Source organism: Arthrobacter sp. 01N444 (assembly GCF_056399305.1).
In genome coordinates this window covers 26,104-40,574 of record NZ_JBFTRB010000001.1, presented here as the reverse complement: position 1 = coordinate 40,574, position 14,471 = coordinate 26,104, and the positions used below count along the sequence as shown (strand labels likewise).

Annotated in this window: 18 protein-coding genes and 3 tRNA genes; 16 read left to right on the top strand and 5 right to left on the bottom strand. The window is 67.4% G+C overall.

Annotated features, from left to right (window positions below; all coding sequences use genetic code 11):
• Window positions 1-17 precede the first annotated feature (17 nt).
• The 4 genes from AC1DKN_RS00200 to AC1DKN_RS00185 form a co-directional block, all read right to left on the bottom strand.
• Complete coding sequence (locus tag AC1DKN_RS00200) at window positions 18-938, bottom strand: cation diffusion facilitator family transporter (protein ID WP_476870150.1); 921 nt, start codon at window positions 936-938, stop codon at window positions 18-20.
• A 10-nt stretch (window positions 939-948) separates the two neighbouring features.
• The gene (locus AC1DKN_RS00195; RefSeq protein WP_476870149.1) at window positions 949-1,380 is read right to left on the bottom strand and encodes a metallopeptidase family protein; all 432 of its coding nucleotides are present in this window, start codon (window positions 1,378-1,380) and stop codon (window positions 949-951) included.
• A 9-nt stretch (window positions 1,381-1,389) separates the two neighbouring features.
• Entirely contained in the window at window positions 1,390-2,370 is a 981-nt protein-coding gene (locus tag AC1DKN_RS00190) for a DMT family transporter (protein ID WP_476870148.1), read from the bottom strand.
• An 86-nt stretch (window positions 2,371-2,456) separates the two neighbouring features.
• A complete protein-coding gene (locus AC1DKN_RS00185; protein ID WP_223914597.1) occupies window positions 2,457-3,338 on the bottom strand; it encodes an ArgP/LysG family DNA-binding transcriptional regulator in 882 nt (293 codons plus the stop codon).
• A gap of 68 nt (window positions 3,339-3,406) precedes the next feature.
• Between AC1DKN_RS00185 and AC1DKN_RS00180 the strand changes: the two genes are divergently transcribed.
• Together AC1DKN_RS00180 and AC1DKN_RS00175 are read left to right on the top strand one after the other, a co-directional pair.
• Window positions 3,407-4,009 (top strand): LysE/ArgO family amino acid transporter, encoded by a 603-nt coding sequence (locus AC1DKN_RS00180; protein WP_476870147.1) that lies wholly within the window; start codon window positions 3,407-3,409, stop codon window positions 4,007-4,009.
• A 143-nt stretch (window positions 4,010-4,152) separates the two neighbouring features.
• A complete protein-coding gene (locus AC1DKN_RS00175) occupies window positions 4,153-4,698 on the top strand; it encodes a methyltransferase family protein (RefSeq protein ID WP_476870146.1) in 546 nt (181 codons plus the stop codon).
• An 87-nt stretch (window positions 4,699-4,785) separates the two neighbouring features.
• Here the strand turns inward: AC1DKN_RS00175 and AC1DKN_RS00170 are convergent, their stop codons facing one another.
• The gene (locus tag AC1DKN_RS00170) at window positions 4,786-5,805 is read right to left on the bottom strand and encodes a PHP domain-containing protein (RefSeq protein ID WP_476870145.1); all 1,020 of its coding nucleotides are present in this window, start codon (window positions 5,803-5,805) and stop codon (window positions 4,786-4,788) included.
• Between the two features lie 200 nt (window positions 5,806-6,005).
• Here AC1DKN_RS00170 and AC1DKN_RS00165 point away from each other — a divergent pair.
• The 14 genes from AC1DKN_RS00165 to AC1DKN_RS00100 all read left to right on the top strand — a co-directional run bounded on the left by AC1DKN_RS00165 (window position 6,006) and on the right by AC1DKN_RS00100 (window position 14,465).
• Window positions 6,006-6,078, top strand: a tRNA-Glu gene (locus tag AC1DKN_RS00165).
• A gap of 105 nt (window positions 6,079-6,183) precedes the next feature.
• A tRNA-Asp gene (locus AC1DKN_RS00160) sits at window positions 6,184-6,257 on the top strand.
• 48 nt (window positions 6,258-6,305) lie between these two features.
• Window positions 6,306-6,381: transfer RNA gene (locus AC1DKN_RS00155), tRNA-Phe, on the top strand.
• A gap of 224 nt (window positions 6,382-6,605) precedes the next feature.
• Window positions 6,606-7,079: a hypothetical protein gene (locus AC1DKN_RS00150; RefSeq protein ID WP_476870144.1), complete on the top strand. Its 474-nt coding sequence runs from the start codon at window positions 6,606-6,608 to the stop codon at window positions 7,077-7,079.
• A 196-nt stretch (window positions 7,080-7,275) separates the two neighbouring features.
• A complete protein-coding gene (locus tag AC1DKN_RS00145; protein WP_230012588.1) occupies window positions 7,276-7,797 on the top strand; it encodes an Asp23/Gls24 family envelope stress response protein in 522 nt (173 codons plus the stop codon).
• Window positions 7,794-7,985, top strand: a complete 192-nt coding sequence (locus AC1DKN_RS00140) for a hypothetical protein (protein WP_223914590.1) — start codon at window positions 7,794-7,796, stop codon at window positions 7,983-7,985. The genes AC1DKN_RS00145 and AC1DKN_RS00140 overlap by 4 nt, the downstream gene beginning before the upstream one ends.
• The gene (locus AC1DKN_RS00135) at window positions 7,982-8,365 is read left to right on the top strand and encodes a hypothetical protein (RefSeq protein ID WP_476851809.1); all 384 of its coding nucleotides are present in this window, start codon (window positions 7,982-7,984) and stop codon (window positions 8,363-8,365) included. Before AC1DKN_RS00140 ends, AC1DKN_RS00135 begins: the two co-directional genes overlap by 4 nt.
• Window positions 8,362-9,021 (top strand): hypothetical protein, encoded by a 660-nt coding sequence (locus AC1DKN_RS00130; RefSeq protein WP_476870143.1) that lies wholly within the window; start codon window positions 8,362-8,364, stop codon window positions 9,019-9,021. Before AC1DKN_RS00135 ends, AC1DKN_RS00130 begins: the two co-directional genes overlap by 4 nt.
• Window positions 9,018-9,629, top strand: a complete 612-nt coding sequence (locus AC1DKN_RS00125) for a hypothetical protein (protein WP_230007798.1) — start codon at window positions 9,018-9,020, stop codon at window positions 9,627-9,629. Before AC1DKN_RS00130 ends, AC1DKN_RS00125 begins: the two co-directional genes overlap by 4 nt.
• A gap of 148 nt (window positions 9,630-9,777) precedes the next feature.
• A complete protein-coding gene (locus AC1DKN_RS00120; RefSeq protein WP_028277787.1) occupies window positions 9,778-11,061 on the top strand; it encodes an ABC transporter substrate-binding protein in 1,284 nt (427 codons plus the stop codon).
• A gap of 7 nt (window positions 11,062-11,068) precedes the next feature.
• Window positions 11,069-12,106 (top strand): carbohydrate ABC transporter permease, encoded by a 1,038-nt coding sequence (locus AC1DKN_RS00115; RefSeq protein WP_026266860.1) that lies wholly within the window; start codon window positions 11,069-11,071, stop codon window positions 12,104-12,106.
• The gene (locus AC1DKN_RS00110; protein ID WP_223914586.1) at window positions 12,103-13,002 is read left to right on the top strand and encodes a carbohydrate ABC transporter permease; all 900 of its coding nucleotides are present in this window, start codon (window positions 12,103-12,105) and stop codon (window positions 13,000-13,002) included. Before AC1DKN_RS00115 ends, AC1DKN_RS00110 begins: the two co-directional genes overlap by 4 nt.
• A gap of 10 nt (window positions 13,003-13,012) precedes the next feature.
• Window positions 13,013-13,267 carry a hypothetical protein gene (locus AC1DKN_RS00105; protein WP_079552393.1) on the top strand — a complete coding sequence of 85 codons (255 nt, stop codon included), beginning with the start codon at window positions 13,013-13,015 and terminating at the stop codon, window positions 13,265-13,267.
• Window positions 13,268-13,397: 130 nt separating this feature from the next.
• Window positions 13,398-14,465 carry a LacI family DNA-binding transcriptional regulator gene (locus AC1DKN_RS00100; RefSeq protein ID WP_476851805.1) on the top strand — a complete coding sequence of 356 codons (1,068 nt, stop codon included), beginning with the start codon at window positions 13,398-13,400 and terminating at the stop codon, window positions 14,463-14,465.
• The last annotated feature ends 6 nt before the right edge of the window (window positions 14,466-14,471 follow it).

Sequence of the window (14,471 nt, the reverse complement as noted above, 5' to 3'; positions counted from 1 at the left end):
GTGTGTCCTGCCGACGGTCAGGCGTGCTGGTGGGCCTCGTGCTCTGAATGCGTGGTGGGCTCGAGCTGGAACGTGCAGTGTTCGGTGTCGAAATGGGAGCCAAGGCAGCTGGTGAGTTTGTCCAGAACCCGGTCGGCGCCTTTGGCGCCGAGCGCTGCGTCTTCCACCACCACGTGGGCGGAGAAGACGGGGACACCGGAGGTAATGGTCCAGATGTGGATGTCGTGGACGGATACCACGCCGTCCACCGCAAGGATGTGGTCGCGGATCATCTGAACGTCCACGCCCTTGGGCGTGGCCTCGAGGAGCACGTCGACGACGTCGCGCAGCAGGTGCCAGGCCCGGGGCAGGATCATGAGGGCGATAAGGATCGAGGCAATGTTGTCGGCCGCCTGGAACCCGGTGACCATGATGACCACCGCCGCCGCGATGACGGCAAAGGACCCCAGCAGATCCCCCAGGACTTCGAGGTAGGCGCCGCGGACGTTCAGGCTTTCCTTCTGGGCGCCGCGCAGGATCAGCAGGGAGACCAGGTTGGCGACGGCGCCGAGGACCGCCGCGGCGAGCATGACGTCGGTGTGGACCTCGGGGGTGGTGCCGAGCCTGCGGATGGCCTCGGTGAAGATGACCACCGAGATGACGATCAGGACCAGTGCGTTCGCCAGCGCCGCCAGAACTTCGGCGCGCTGGTAACCGTAAGTGCGCAGGTCGCTGGCGGGCCGGGTGGCGATCCATGCGGCCAGCAGGGCGATGAAGACGCCGGCGGCGTCCGAGAGCATGTGTCCGGCATCGGCGAGCAGGGCCAGGGATCCGGAGACCACCGCACCGATCGTCTGCACGAGCACCACGGCGAGCGTGATGGCCAGGACGGCGACCAGGCGCTTGCGGTGCTTGCCGGTGGCAGTGATGCCATGCGAGTGGCTGTGGTCGTGTCCCATGCCTACAAGGCTATCCCCAGCCGAGCTCGTGCAGGCGCTCGTCGCTGATGCCGAAGTGGTGGGCGATCTCGTGCACCACGGTGACGGTGACTTCCTCGATCACGTCCTCCCGGGAGGTGCAGATGTCCAGGATGGGTTGGCGGAAGATGGTGATCCGGTCCGGCAGCGAGCCGGCGTCCCACCAGGAGTCCCGCTCGGTCAGGGGCACCCCCTCGTAGAGCCCGAGCAGCACGGTGTCCGGATCCTCGCCGGGCTGCGGGGTGTAGTCGTCCTCGATGAAGATCGCGACATTGCTCATGGTCTTTGCCAGATCCGGCGGGATCCGGTCGAGGGCATCACTCACGGCGGCCTCGAAATCGGCCTCGGACATCGGGAAGGGGCTGTCACCACCTGCCCCGCCGTTCGGAACGATCGGCAGGCCGGGCGGGAGGGAGGAGGGCATAGGCAAACTCTAGCGGGACCGGCGCCGGGTCAGCCCCACGCCCACAAGGCAGATCGCGCCGCCCACCAGGCCCCAGATGGTCGGAATCTCGCCCAGGACCAGCCAGGAGATCAGGATTGTGGTGCCCGGGACCAGGTAGGTGGTGGCCGCGAGGCGTCCCGCATCAATCATCGAGAGCGCATAGGCCCAGGTGGTGAATGCGATCGCAGTGGGGAAGATGCCCAGGTAAACCAGGCCGAGGGTGGCCGGCAGGGGAGCGGACTGCAACTCGGTGACCAACTGGCCGCTGAAGGGCAGGCAGCACAGGGCGCCCACCATGATGCCGAACCAGGTGGCCTGGGCGGCCGGGAACTTGCGGAGCACCGGTTTTTGGACGATTACGCTCACGGCGGCCAGCGCGGCCGCAAGCAGGCAGAGCAGGACGCCGGCCACGTCCGCCGTCGACCGCTGGCCGGAACCAAGCGCAATCACGGCCACGCCGCCGAACGCGATGAGGCTGCCGATGATGAGCCAGCGCGGGAACCCTTCCTTCAGGATCACACCGGCCATGACGGCCACCAGGATGGGGTTGACGTTGATCAGCAGGGCGGCCGTGCCGGCGTCGAGCATGTGTTCGGCGGCGTTCAGGGCCAAGTTGTAGCCTCCGAACCACATGACGCCATAGGCGAGGATGGGCCACCACTCGCGGCCCCGGGGCAGGCCCCTGAGCTTGGGCACCACCAGCAGGCCCAGCACGACGGCGGCAACGGCCAGCCGGCCGAGCGTCAGGGAGCCAGGGGAGAAGCTCGGGCCCACGGCGCGGATGCCCACGAAGGCGGAGGCCCACAGGACCACGGTGACAACGACGGCGGCGATGCCGAGCCTGCTGATCGTGGCCGGCTGCCCGGGAGGGGGCGGCGCGGGTTGCGGGGCGGGTGCGGGGGCAGCGTGCGGAGACCCTTCGTGGGGGCCTGCGGACGGAGTGGGGCCGGATGCGGCGGTTGTTGCCATGCTGCCAATGTAGCCGTTCCTGCATCCTCCCGGCTGGCGGGAATCGGTCACGTCTAGTCGAGATCCTGCCAACATCCCGAATGGCCTCAGCGCAGGACGCGCGCTGCCGTCCGGACAGCGGCCGCGACGTCGTTCAGCGCTGCCGAGCCGCGCCGCCACTGCTGCCAGTAGAGGGCAACGTCCACGTGCGCTCGCGGGGCGAGGGCCTCGAGCCTGCCGGCCAGCAGGTCCTCGCCGATTTCGATTTCGGGCATCATGCCCCAGCCCATGCCCCAGCGGATGGCATCGCCAAACTCCTGGGCGGCCGGGACATAGTGGCGCGGCGGCTGCAGGGAGGCCCGGCTGACCCGGCGCAGCCAGCGGTCCTGCAGGTCGTCCTTGCGGTCGAAGACCACAACGGGAGCCGCGGCGAGGGTCGCGCCGGTCGCACCCGCCCCAAACCAGCGGCGGGCGAAGTCCGGAGCGCACACCGGCAAATAGCGCATGGTGCCCAGCTTGCTCGATGAGCAGCCGGGCACGGGCTGGGCTGTTTCCGTGATGGCGGCCGCGGCGGCTCCGGCGCGCAGCAGGTCCAACGAGTGCTCCTGGTCTTCTCGCAGGATCTCGAGCTGGACGTTGTCACTGGCCGCCGCGAGGCCGGCCAACGCCCAGGTGTGCAAGGAATCGCTGTTGATCACCAGCGTCAGGCGCGTCCCTCCGCGGGGGTGCTCCGGCTGCAGTTCCTCGGCCAGGTCCGCGGAGAGCATTTCCAGCTGCCGGGCGAAGCGCACCACGGCCTCGCCGGACTCTGTGAGTCCGGGCGGGCGCGCCCGGGTCAGGACGGGCCGGCCGACGGCGGTCTCGAGGGCCCGGACCCGCTGGCTGATCGCCGAGGGCGTCACGGACAGGTGCGCGGCCGCGGCGTCGAAGCTCCCGTGCGTCAGAATCGCGGCCAGCGTCCGGGCCTGTTCGGGGGTGATCTCCATCATTAGCCCATCTTACGTATCAGCAGAATCTTTAACTGGTTTCATCTTCGGCGGCCGCCTACCGTGGAGTGGTGATCCTTCCCCTGTTTTCCGGTCTCTCCGCCGGGCTGTCCCTCATCGTTGCCATCGGCGCGCAGAACGCTTTTGTCCTCCGGCAGGGCATCCAGCGCTCGCACGTCGTCATGGTGGTGGCAGTCTGCGCGGTCTCGGACCTCGTGCTGATCCTGCTGGGCGTTGCGGGCATCGGCATCCTCCTGGACCGGGCGCCCGCTGCCCTGGTCGTGATCCGGTGGGCCGGGGCGGCGTTCCTCCTTGCCTACGGGGCGCTCGCGGCCCGGCGTGCGGTCCGCGGGGAGCAGATGGAGAATCCCGGCAACAAGCCCGCCGCCGGCCGCGCCGCCGTCCTTGGCACCTGCCTGGCCTTCACCTGGCTGAACCCGCACGTCTACCTGGACACGGTGCTGCTGCTCGGGTCCCTCGCTGCCGCCCAGGGCGAAGCCGGGCGCTGGTGGTTCGCCGCCGGGGCCGGCCTGGGAAGCATTGCCTGGTTCACCGCCCTCGGCGCGGGGGCGCGGTTCCTGACATCCCTGTTCCGGCGCCGGACGGCCTGGCGCGTGCTCGACGCCGGCATCGCCGTCGTGATGGTCACCCTTGCCGTGCTGCTGCTGGCCTGACACGCGCCCGCCCGCCGCTCCGCTCCGCCGCGCGCCGCCCATCGCGCGCCCACGCAAAGTGTCGGGAAAGCTCAGGCTGATCCCCCGTCCCAGGGGCCGGTGGGCCCTTGTCCGTTCAACATGGCGGGGTCACGATTGCTGGTATGACAGCATCCCCAGCTTCGGCCAGCGAACGACGGTGTGCAGCCATCGGTACAGCCGTCTTCGCGGTCGCCCCCGCAACCGCCGCCGCCGTGGTGCCGTGGCTGCTGACCCGCTGGAAAGTGGAGTCCCCGGTCCCCGGCGGGGTGCCCGCGCAGATCGCGGGCGCCATGATGATCGGTGCGGGCGCTGCCGTCATCGCGAACTCCTTTGTGCATTTCGCCGTCGAGGGCATCGGGACCCCCGCGCCATTTGCCCCGCCCAGGCAACTGGTGGTTGGCGGCCTTTACCGGTACGTGCGGAATCCGATGTACGTGTCCATTGCCGCGGCCGTCGCGGGGCAGGGGCTCCTGCTGGGCCAGCCGAAGCTCTTCCTGGCTCTGGGCATCGGCGCCATCCCGGTGGTGGCTTTCGTCCGGCAGTACGAGGAGCCCACACTGGCCCGGAAGTTCGGTGCGGCGTACGAGGAGTACCGCAGCAATGTCCCGCGCTGGCTGCCCAGGCCCACGCCGTGGAGGCCCGAAGCGCCGGAGCCGTCCCGGCCCTAAGCATCGGCGGGCAGCAGGGCATTGGGCGGCTGGGATAGCCCTGGGCCTGGTAGCCCTGGGGCCTGGCCCAAGGCAGCTGTCCGGCCGCTATTTGCCGTTTCCGGCCCACTCCAGCAGCCGGTCCAGCGGCCAGGTGGTGACGATCCGCTCGGCGGGTACCCCGTTCGAGGCCGCGCGCTCGGCACCGTACTGCAGGAAATCCAGCTGGCCCGGCGCATGGGCGTCGCTGTCGATGCTGAACAGACAGCCGGAATCGAGGGCCAGCCGGATCAGCTCGTCCGGCGGATCCTGCCGTTCGGGGCGGGAATTGATCTCGACGGCCACATTATTGCCGGCGCACGCCGCGAACACGCGCGCGGAGTCGAACTCGGACTCCGGGCGGGTTCCCCTCGACCCCTGCAGCAGCCGGCCGGTGCAGTGGCCGAGGACGTTCGTGTGCGGATCATTGATGGCGCCCAGCATCCGCTCGGTCATGGTGCGCCGGTCGGAGCGGAGCTTCGAGTGGACGCTCGCCACCACGATGTCCAGCCGGTCCAGCATCTCCGGGGACTGGTCCAGGGTGCCGTCCTCCAGGATGTCCACCTCGATCCCGGCCAGGAGGCGGAAGTCCCCGCCGTCCGCGTTGATGTCCGCAACAATGTCCAGCTGTTCCCGAAGGCGTTCGGCGCTCAGGCCGTTGGCAATCTTGAGGTTGGGGGAGTGGTCCGTCAGGGCGAGGTAATCCCGGCCCAGCGTCCGGGCGGCGTCAGCCATCAGTCCGATCGGGGACCCGCCGTCGGACCAGTCGCTGTGGCTGTGCAGGTCCCCGCGGAGGGCCGAGCGCAGTTCGGCGCCGCCGGTCGCGAGGGGTTGCTGCCCGCGTTGGCGCAGATCCTCAAGATAGTCGGGCACGCCGCCGTCGACCGCCTGCCGGATGACCTCGAACGTTCTGTCGCCGATCCCCTTCATGCTCTTGAGCCTGCCGTTGCGTGCCCGCGCTGCGACCTCCTCCGGGTCCAGGGCGCCGATAATCCCGGCTGCCTTGCGGAACGCCTGGATCTTGAAGGTGGGGGCGAGCCCGCGTTCGAGCCAGAACGCAATCTCATTGAGGGCATCAACGGCATCCATCAGTCCATCTTGCACCCACTCTGCCCGGTCCCGCCCCCATCTTGGCCCGGCTTTGTATCGGCGGGAAGGGCCGATTTTGGATAATCCGGGGGTCTGCCCTTATAGTTTTATAGTCCAGTTCGGAGGAACCCGAAAGGACAAAAACGACAGGCTTCGGCCCTTAATTTTTGCCCTGATATGTTCCGACGGATGGCATCCTGGCCCCCATCGTCTAGCGGCCTAGGACACCGCCCTTTCACGGCGGCGGCACGGGTTCGAATCCCGTTGGGGGTACGCAAGGAACTGGTCAAACCGGGTGAAAAAGTCTGGTAGGCTAAAGGCCTTGAAAATCTGCGGTAGCGATATCGCAGGCAGCAAGAACAAGCAGTAAACAAGCAAGGCCCTGTAGCGCAGTTGGTTAGCGCGCCGCCCTGTCACGGCGGAGGTCGCGGGTTCAAGTCCCGTCAGGGTCGCTCTGATTGCCGGAAGAAATTCCGGCCTTCAAGGTGACATGTCACCTAGGCTCTGTAGCTCAGTTGGTAGAGCGTTCGACTGAAAATCGAAAGGTCACCGGATCGACGCCGGTCGGAGCCACCACTGGGAAGCATCAGTTCTTTGAGAACTGGTGCTTTTCTTCTTTAACACCCATCTGGTGCTCCGCTTTATCGACGGGGGAGGCGGGCGGCGGCCGACGGCGGCGACCGTTTGGGGGCCGTCCAGCCGGCCGGGCTAGACTCGCACGCTGGGGAAAGAACACCAAGGCCGCCGGCAGCCCGGTCCGGGCAGGCGGCGCAATCTCAACCGAAAAGTGATTCTGCAACGTGACTTCGAAGAATATTGCCCGTCCTCTCGCCGCAACCGCCCTCCTCGCAGCCCTGGCGCTTACCGGGTGTTCGGCCCCGCAAGCCGGCAGCGCGCCTTCGTCCGCCGCGGGCACGTCCGCCGGTGGCGAGTCCACCGCTTCCGCGTCCGCCACGCCGAGCCCCAGCGGGACCTCGGGACCGTTCGGCGGCTTCACCAGCGCCGCCGAGGCGTGCTCCAAGATCTCGGAGCAGGCAACCGGCGCCACGCTCCTTCCGCTGTCGGCAGCCCAAGGCAAGACGGCGGAACTGGAACAGTTCAAAACGGAGCTGGCCGCGACGGCCGAACGCGTCCCGGACAGCCTCAAGTCCGACTTCGCCAACCTCAAGGAGGTGGCCGTTGCCGGCGTCACCGACCAGACAGTCTTCTCCAGCGGAAAGCTCCAGGCCGCCATGGCGCCGGTCACGACCTGGATCGCCACCAACTGCAAGTAGGGGGTTCGGCCAGGCCAACGCCCGCGTCGGCCCCCGGCTGACATCCCGCGGCGGACAGACGGCTGGCCTTGTCCCCGATGCAGGCCGCCCGTTCCCGCCCCCACCTGCATGGACTGTGGGAACGGGCGCCGCAAGATTCCCCCACGCGCCCCAAGGCAGGGACTAGGGTTGTGTCAAAGAGAAGGGGGAGTGCGTTATGGAATACCAGAATTCTCAACCCGTCGCCGGTCCCGCGGCCGGTCAACACGTTGCCGGGCTCGCAGCCGGTCAGCCCGGTCCCGATGCCCTGGTCAGTCCTACAGACGGTCTGTCCGCGCCGGCCGGCACCGGCCGCACGGTCATAGCGGAAACTGCCGTCGCCAAGGTAGCGGGCATCGCCGCCCGATCGGTGCCCGGCGTCTATTCGTTGGGATCAGGACCCTCACGCGCCCTCGGGGCCATCCGCGACGCCGTCGGCAACGCTGATCACGCAGCAGGCGTCCGCGTGGAAGTCGGCGAAACGCAGGTCGCCGTGGACATCGATCTTGTTGCGGTGTACGGCACCCCCCTGCAGACCCTCGCGGACCAGGTCCGCGCCGTCGTCTACGCCGCCGTCGGGGAACTGGTGGGTCTCGAAGTGATCGAGGTCAATATCGAGATCAACGACGTTTATGTGCCCGGCCCGGCCAAACCGGCCGCGTCCGCCGAGGCCCGGCCAGTCAGGGAGGCAATCCAATGAGTCTGACGGTAGTGGGAATCGCCATGGGCGCCTTCGTGGCCTTCATGTCCTTCCAGTTCGGTGTCTGGGGCTTCCTCGGCTCCCTGTTCTTCATGGCCATTGGCGCCCTCCTGGGCCGGGCCGCAGAGGGGAAGCTGGACCTGCGCAGCGTGTTTGACGCCCTCACGGGCCGGCGTTCCTCCTCATGAGCATCACGGCAGAAGCGCCGATCCCCGGCGCCGCGGTGGCCGGGCACAACCGCATCAGCACCCAGGCCCTGACGAGCGTGGCCCGGGCGGCCGCGGGGGAGGCCCTCGGTGTCCCGGCGCACGACGTCCGCGCCGACTGGTCGGACGATGACGGGCTGCTCGCCCTGTCGCTTGTCATGCCCGTCGCGGTCCCGAATCTCACCGCTGTGGTCCGGGACCCCGGCCGCGTCGCCGGATTCGGCGGTTCCATCTGGGAGCGTGCCGTCGCCGCCAAGGCCGAGATTCTGCGCCGCGTGACGGAACTGACCGGAGCGCAGCTGAGCCGGGTGGACATCCGCATCAGCGGGGCCGCCGTGCGCGGGGGAGGCCGGGTACATTGAGCCAGGACACCCAGAACGCCGGGATCGACTCCGCCGGGCACGACGCCGATGCGGTGCAGGGGAGCGCGCCGTTGGGTTCCGGCGCCGCGGGCATGGGCCGGATAGTGAAACGGGAGACGCACACATCGCGCGCTGTTGTGTCCGTGATCGCGGCCGGCCTGGTCATGGTCGTGTTCGGCTATGCGCTGCTTGAGACCGGGGTCCGTGCGATCGGGCAGCCGCCGTGGCTCGTGGATCCGCAGACCGCGGCCGAGCGGGTAGTCGCGCTCCCGGCGGGAATCCCGCCGCTTCTGCTCGGTGTCACGGGCGCTGTGATCGCGATGGCCGGATTGTTCTTCTTCCTCAATGCCGTGCTGCCCGGCCGGCGGGCACGCCACCTGCTCCCGGACCGCCGGGCCGCCGTCGTGGTGGACGATGAGGTGATCGCCGCTGCCCTGGCGCGCCGGGCCCGGCTGGCCGCCAACGTGGCCCAGGAACAGGTGATGGTGGTCGTGTCGCGGAATCGGATCACGGTCAACGTCCGGCCGACCTCCGGTGTGCCGCTGCGCCCGGACGCCGTCCTGGATGCTGTGCGCCGGGAAGTGGAGGAAATGGGCCCCTGGCCGATGCCGGAAGTGCGGATCCAGGTATCCACAGCCGGGGTGGTGGGGGCATGAACAACACCCCCCGGGCGCTGAACCGCGTACTGATTGGCATCCTTGGCATCCTGCTCCTCGCCGTCGGCGTCCTCCTGATACTGCTTGCAAGCGTCCCGGCCGTGGGCGTGTGGTGGCATGAGTGGGCCGGCGGCGTCCTGAGCTTCTGGCTCGATTTGTTCGAACGGACGCAATTCCCCCGCCGCCAGGGGAGCTGGCTGTGGCTTGCCATCTGCGTGGCGCTGCTGGTGGTGATTGGCCTGATGATCGCCTGGATTGCCCAACAGGGTACGGGCCGGACCAGCCTGCTCGTGGCAGAGGAGGACCCGGGTGAGGTGCCCGGCAACGTCGGAATCAGCGGCGGCGTGGCGGAGCAGACTCTCCGCGCGGCGCTGGCGGACCGGCCCGACCTGGCCGGCGTCACGGTCGCCGCCTACAAGATCAGCGGTGAGCCGGCCCTCAAGATCCGGGTGGAACCGCGCCAGGGCGTCGCCCCGCACCGGCTCGCCGCCGAAGTTTCCGCCCTGGTAGAGGCGCTCGACGCGGTGATCGGCAAACGCACCCCGGTGCTGATCCACATCGGATCCGGCGCGCGGTCGCGGTTCGGCCGTTCCGAGCGGGTCCGCTGAGGTGGCCGGCCGGCGGGCCACGGAATCTCCTTTGCATAAAGGTTTCATGTAAACGCTTGCATTCCGGACTGCCTGTTGATTACTGTGATGGTCGGCACACCATCAGTACGGCCGTTTTTCACCGGTACTCAGCGAGGAGCACTCCAGTATGAAAACCCGCAATTTCCTACTTCCCGTCGCCACGGCAGGCATTTTGGCTATCACCCTTTCGGCGTGTGGCGGCGGAGGTGGCGGCACTACCAGCGGCAGCGACGCCGCCTCGCAGGGCCTGGACGGGCGCGGCCCCATTACTTACGTTCAGGGCAAGGACAACAGCAACGTGGTCCGCCCGCTGATCGACAAGTGGAACGCCGCCCACCCGAACGAAAAGGTCACCTTCAAGGAGCAGACCGACCAGGCCGACCAGCAGCACGACGACCTCGTCCAGCACTTCCAGGCCAAGGACCCCGGCTACGACGTCGCGAGCGTCGACGTCGTCTGGACCGCCGAATTCGCCGCCAAGGGCTGGCTGCAGCCGCTCAAGGACAAGATGGCGCTGGACACCTCGGCCATGCTGAAGCCGACCGTTGATGCCGCTTCCTACAAGGGCACGCTGTATGCGGCACCGGAATCATCCGACGGCGGCATCCTGTACTACCGCAAGGACCTGGTCCCCACGCCCCCGAAGACCTGGGACGAGATGATGAGCATGTGCTCCATCGCCAAGACCAACAACATCGGCTGCTACTCCGGCCAGTTCAAGAAGTATGAGGGGCTGACCGTCAACGCCTCCGAGGCAATCAACTCCGCCGGCGGAGCCGTGCTGGACGAGAACGGCAAGCCCAACCTGCTCACCGCGGAGGCAAAGGCCGGCATGGCCAACCTGACCAAGGCCTACGCAGACGGCTCGATCCCGAAGGAAGCCATCACGTTCCAGGAAGAGGAAAGCCGCCAGGCATTCCAGGACGGCAAGCTGCTGTTCCTGCGCAACTGGCCCTACGTCTACAACCTGGCCACCACCGAAGGCTCCTCCAAGGTCAAGGACGTCCTGGGCATGACCGCACTCCCCGGCAAGACCGGTCCGGGCGCCTCGTCCCTCGGCGGCCACAGCGCCGCGATCAGCGTCTACTCCAAGAACAAGGCCACCGCGGTGGACTTCCTGAAGTTCCTCACCACCGAAGAGACCCAGAAGTTCTTCGCCACGCAGGGTTCGCTCGCACCGGTGCTCGGCAAGCTCTACGACGACAAGGAGCTCGTCGCCAAGCTGCCGTACCTGCCGGTCCTGAAGACCTCGATCGAGAACGCCGTGCCGCGCCCGGTCACCCCGTTCTACCCGGCCGTCACCAAGGCCATCCAGGAAAACGCGTACTCGGCCATCAAGGGCGAGAAGACTGTAGACGCGGCCCTGTCCGACATGCAGAAGTCCATCGAGTCCGCTAGCGCGGGACAGTAGGTCCATCATGGCAACTGAAGTAGGCCCGACGTCGGTCAAGGCACCGGCGTCGGGCGGGGCACCGATCCACCACGCACCCAAGGGTGTTGGGGAGGACAACCGCATCGCGACGCAGGGGCGCTGGGCAGCTTGGCTGCTGGCGCCGACCATCCTCGCATTGTCGGTAGTGATCGTGTATCCGATCATCACCGCCATTGTGATGTCATTCCAGAAGGATGCCGGTCTGGACCCCGCTACGGGTCTCTTCGTTGAGGGTGGCCCGGCCGGCTTCTCGAACTACTACAACTGGATTTTCCAGCAATGCCCGGCACCGTCCGGCGGAACCGTTGACTGCCCGCCGGGAACCCTCGGCGCGCAGTTCTGGTCCGCCACCGGCACCACGTTCTTCTTCACCATCGTGACGGTGGCACTGGAGACCGTGCTCGGCTTCTGGATGGCCGTCATCATGGCACGGGCCTTCAAGGGCCGCAGCCTGGTCCGTGCAGCCGTCCTGGTGCCGTGGGCCATCCCCACCGCCGTGACGGCCAAGCTGTGGCTGTTCATCTTCGCCTTCGAAGGCATCGGCAACAAGCTCTTCAACACCACCGTCCTATGGACCGGCAGCGAATGGCCGGCCAGGTGGGCCGTGATCATCGCGGACGTCTGGAAGACCACGCCGTTCATGGCGCTGTTGATTCTTGCCGGCCTGCAGATGATTCCCGCGGAAGTGTACGAGGCGGCCAAGGTCGACGGCGCCTCAGCCTGGCAGCGGTTCCGGATGATCACCCTGCCGCTGGTGAAACCGGCGCTCATGGTGGCCATCCTGTTCCGCACCCTGGACGCGCTGCGCATGTTCGACCTCCCGTACATCCTGACCGGCGGAGCGAACAACACCACCACGCTCTCCATCCTGGTGATCAACCAGATCAGGCAGGGCTTCAACGCGGCGGCGGCTTTGTCCACCATCACGTTCATCATCATCTTTCTGGTGGCTTTCATCTTCGTGCGCTTCCTCGGAGCGAACGTGGTGGAGCAGCAGACCGGCGCAGGTAAGGGGAAGAAATGACCGCCGCGACGAGCGCCGCAACCGAGCTGCGCGCAGAGCAGGACCGGGGGCGGAAGGCCGCGCAGAACCGCGAGAAGTGGGCCCAGAGCCGGACCTACATCAGTGCGGTCGTGATCCTCTTCTGGTGCCTGGCTCCGGCCTACTGGATGGTGGTGACGGCGTTCCGCGACGTCGGCTACACCTACGACACCTCGATCCTGCCGACTCACATCACGCTGGACAACTTCAAGACGGCGTTCGACACGTCCTTCGGCAACCACTTTGGCCAGGCACTGCTGAACAGCTTGTTCATCGGCACCGTCGTCACCCTGGTGTCGCTGGTGATCGGCGTGTTTGCCGCCTACGCACTGGCCCGCTTGAACTTCAAGTTCAAGTACCTTGTGCTGGGCTTCATCCTGGGCGCTTCCATGTTCCCCGGCGTCGCCCTCATCACCCCGCTGTTCCAGCTCTTCACGAACATCGGCTGGATGGGCACCTACCAGGCCCTGATCATCCCGAACATCTCGTTCGTGCTGCCGCTGACGGTCTACACCATGACCTCCTTCTTCCGGGAGATGCCGTGGGAGCTCGAGGAATCGGCCCGGGTGGACGGCTGCACGCAGGGACAGGCCTTCCGGAAGGTCATCATGCCGCTGGCCGCACCGGCCATCTTCACAACCGCCATCCTGGCCTTCATCTCATCGTGGAATGAATTCCTGATCGCCAGCCAGCTTTCGTCCGACGCAACGCAGCCGGTCACCGTGGCCATTGCGAGCTTCGCCGGTGCGCAGCCGAACCAGATTCCGTACACCGCCATCATGGCTGCGGGCACTATTGTGACCATTCCCTTGGTCATCCTGGTGCTGGTGTTCCAGCGTAAGATTGTCGCGGGCCTCACGGCCGGCGCGGTTAAGTGACTGAGGCGTGATGACTGACGAGCAGAACCAGGGTCACGTGCCGGCGACGCGTCGAAAGGTGCGCTCCGGCGAGGACTTCGACATCATCATCGGGTTCCTCGGCTTTTGGGCCGTGGTGCTGCTGGTGGTCACTGTCTGGATGGAAGTGACCGCCCAGCCAGCCCTCTTCTGGGCCCTGGGTCTGCTCGCCATGTTGCTGGCCCTCTACGGGATGATCCGGCTGCGCCGGCGTTTGCCGCGCCGGACGGCCAGCCGGCACTCCTAGCAGGGGGACAGCAGCCGGGCAGGAGCCGGGCAGCAGCCGGGCAGGATTATTCAGCCGCCGGGGGGAGGCGGACGCAACACGTCTGCGGGCAGCCGCCAGGCTTCCACGGACCGTTAATTAGGGGGCACAGGTGGCACGGACGGAACGGGCGCAGCGCGGAGGCCACTCGGGCGTCAGCATTGAGGATGTCGCCGCCGCTGCGGGCGTGTCAACGGCCACCGTATCCCGTGCCGTCCGGGGACTGCCCCGTGTTTCCCCGGCAACCCGCGAGAAGATCCTCGGCATCGCCGAATCCTTGGGCTACGTCGCGTCGTCCTCGGCGTCCGGCCTGGCGACGGGCCGGACCAAAACCATCGGCGTCCTGGCCCCGTTCGTCAGCCGCTGGTTCTTCTCCAAGGCCATCGAGGGAGCCGACCGGGAACTCCACTCCCGGCAGTACAACCTTTCCCTCTTCAACCTCGGCGGCCACGGCAGCCACCGTGAGCGGCTCTTCAGCAAGACCATGGTCTACAAGCAGATCGACGCCCTGCTGGTCCTCTGCATGGCGCTCACCCACGAGGAAATCGAGCATCTCCAGAAAATCGACATCCCGCTGGTGGTGGTGGGAGGCCACGTCGAGGAGTGCCCCTACATCGGCATCGACGACTACGCCGCGGCCGCCACCGCAGTGCGCCACCTGATCGGGCTGGGCCACACGGACATCGCGCTCCTGCACGGCGACGACGAAACCGACCTCAACTTCGACGTCCCCAGGGTCCGGATCCAGGCTTTCCACGACATCATGGGCGAGTCGCGGCTGCCCGTCCGGGCCGAATGGGACCTCTGGGGGGACTTCACCGTCCGCAGCGGTCAGGAGGCATTCCGCCGCCTCTGGGCCACCGGCGGTGCCAAGCCCACAGCAATCTTCTGCGCCTCCGATGAGATGGCCATGGGCGTCATCTTCGAGGCCAACAAAGCCGGTGTGCGCGTCCCGGAGGACCTCTCGGTCATCGGCATCGACGACCACGACTTCGCCGAGGCCATGGGCCTGACCACAGTCGGGCAGCGCCCGGACCAGCAGGCCGAACTCGGCACCAAAATGCTGCTGGACGAGCTCGACGGCATTTCCGGCTCCGTGCAGTCCGCTGTGGCGCCGCACCGGCTGATTATCCGGACGACGACGGCGCCGCCGCTGCGCCAGTCCGCGCGGCTCAGCTAGCGGAGT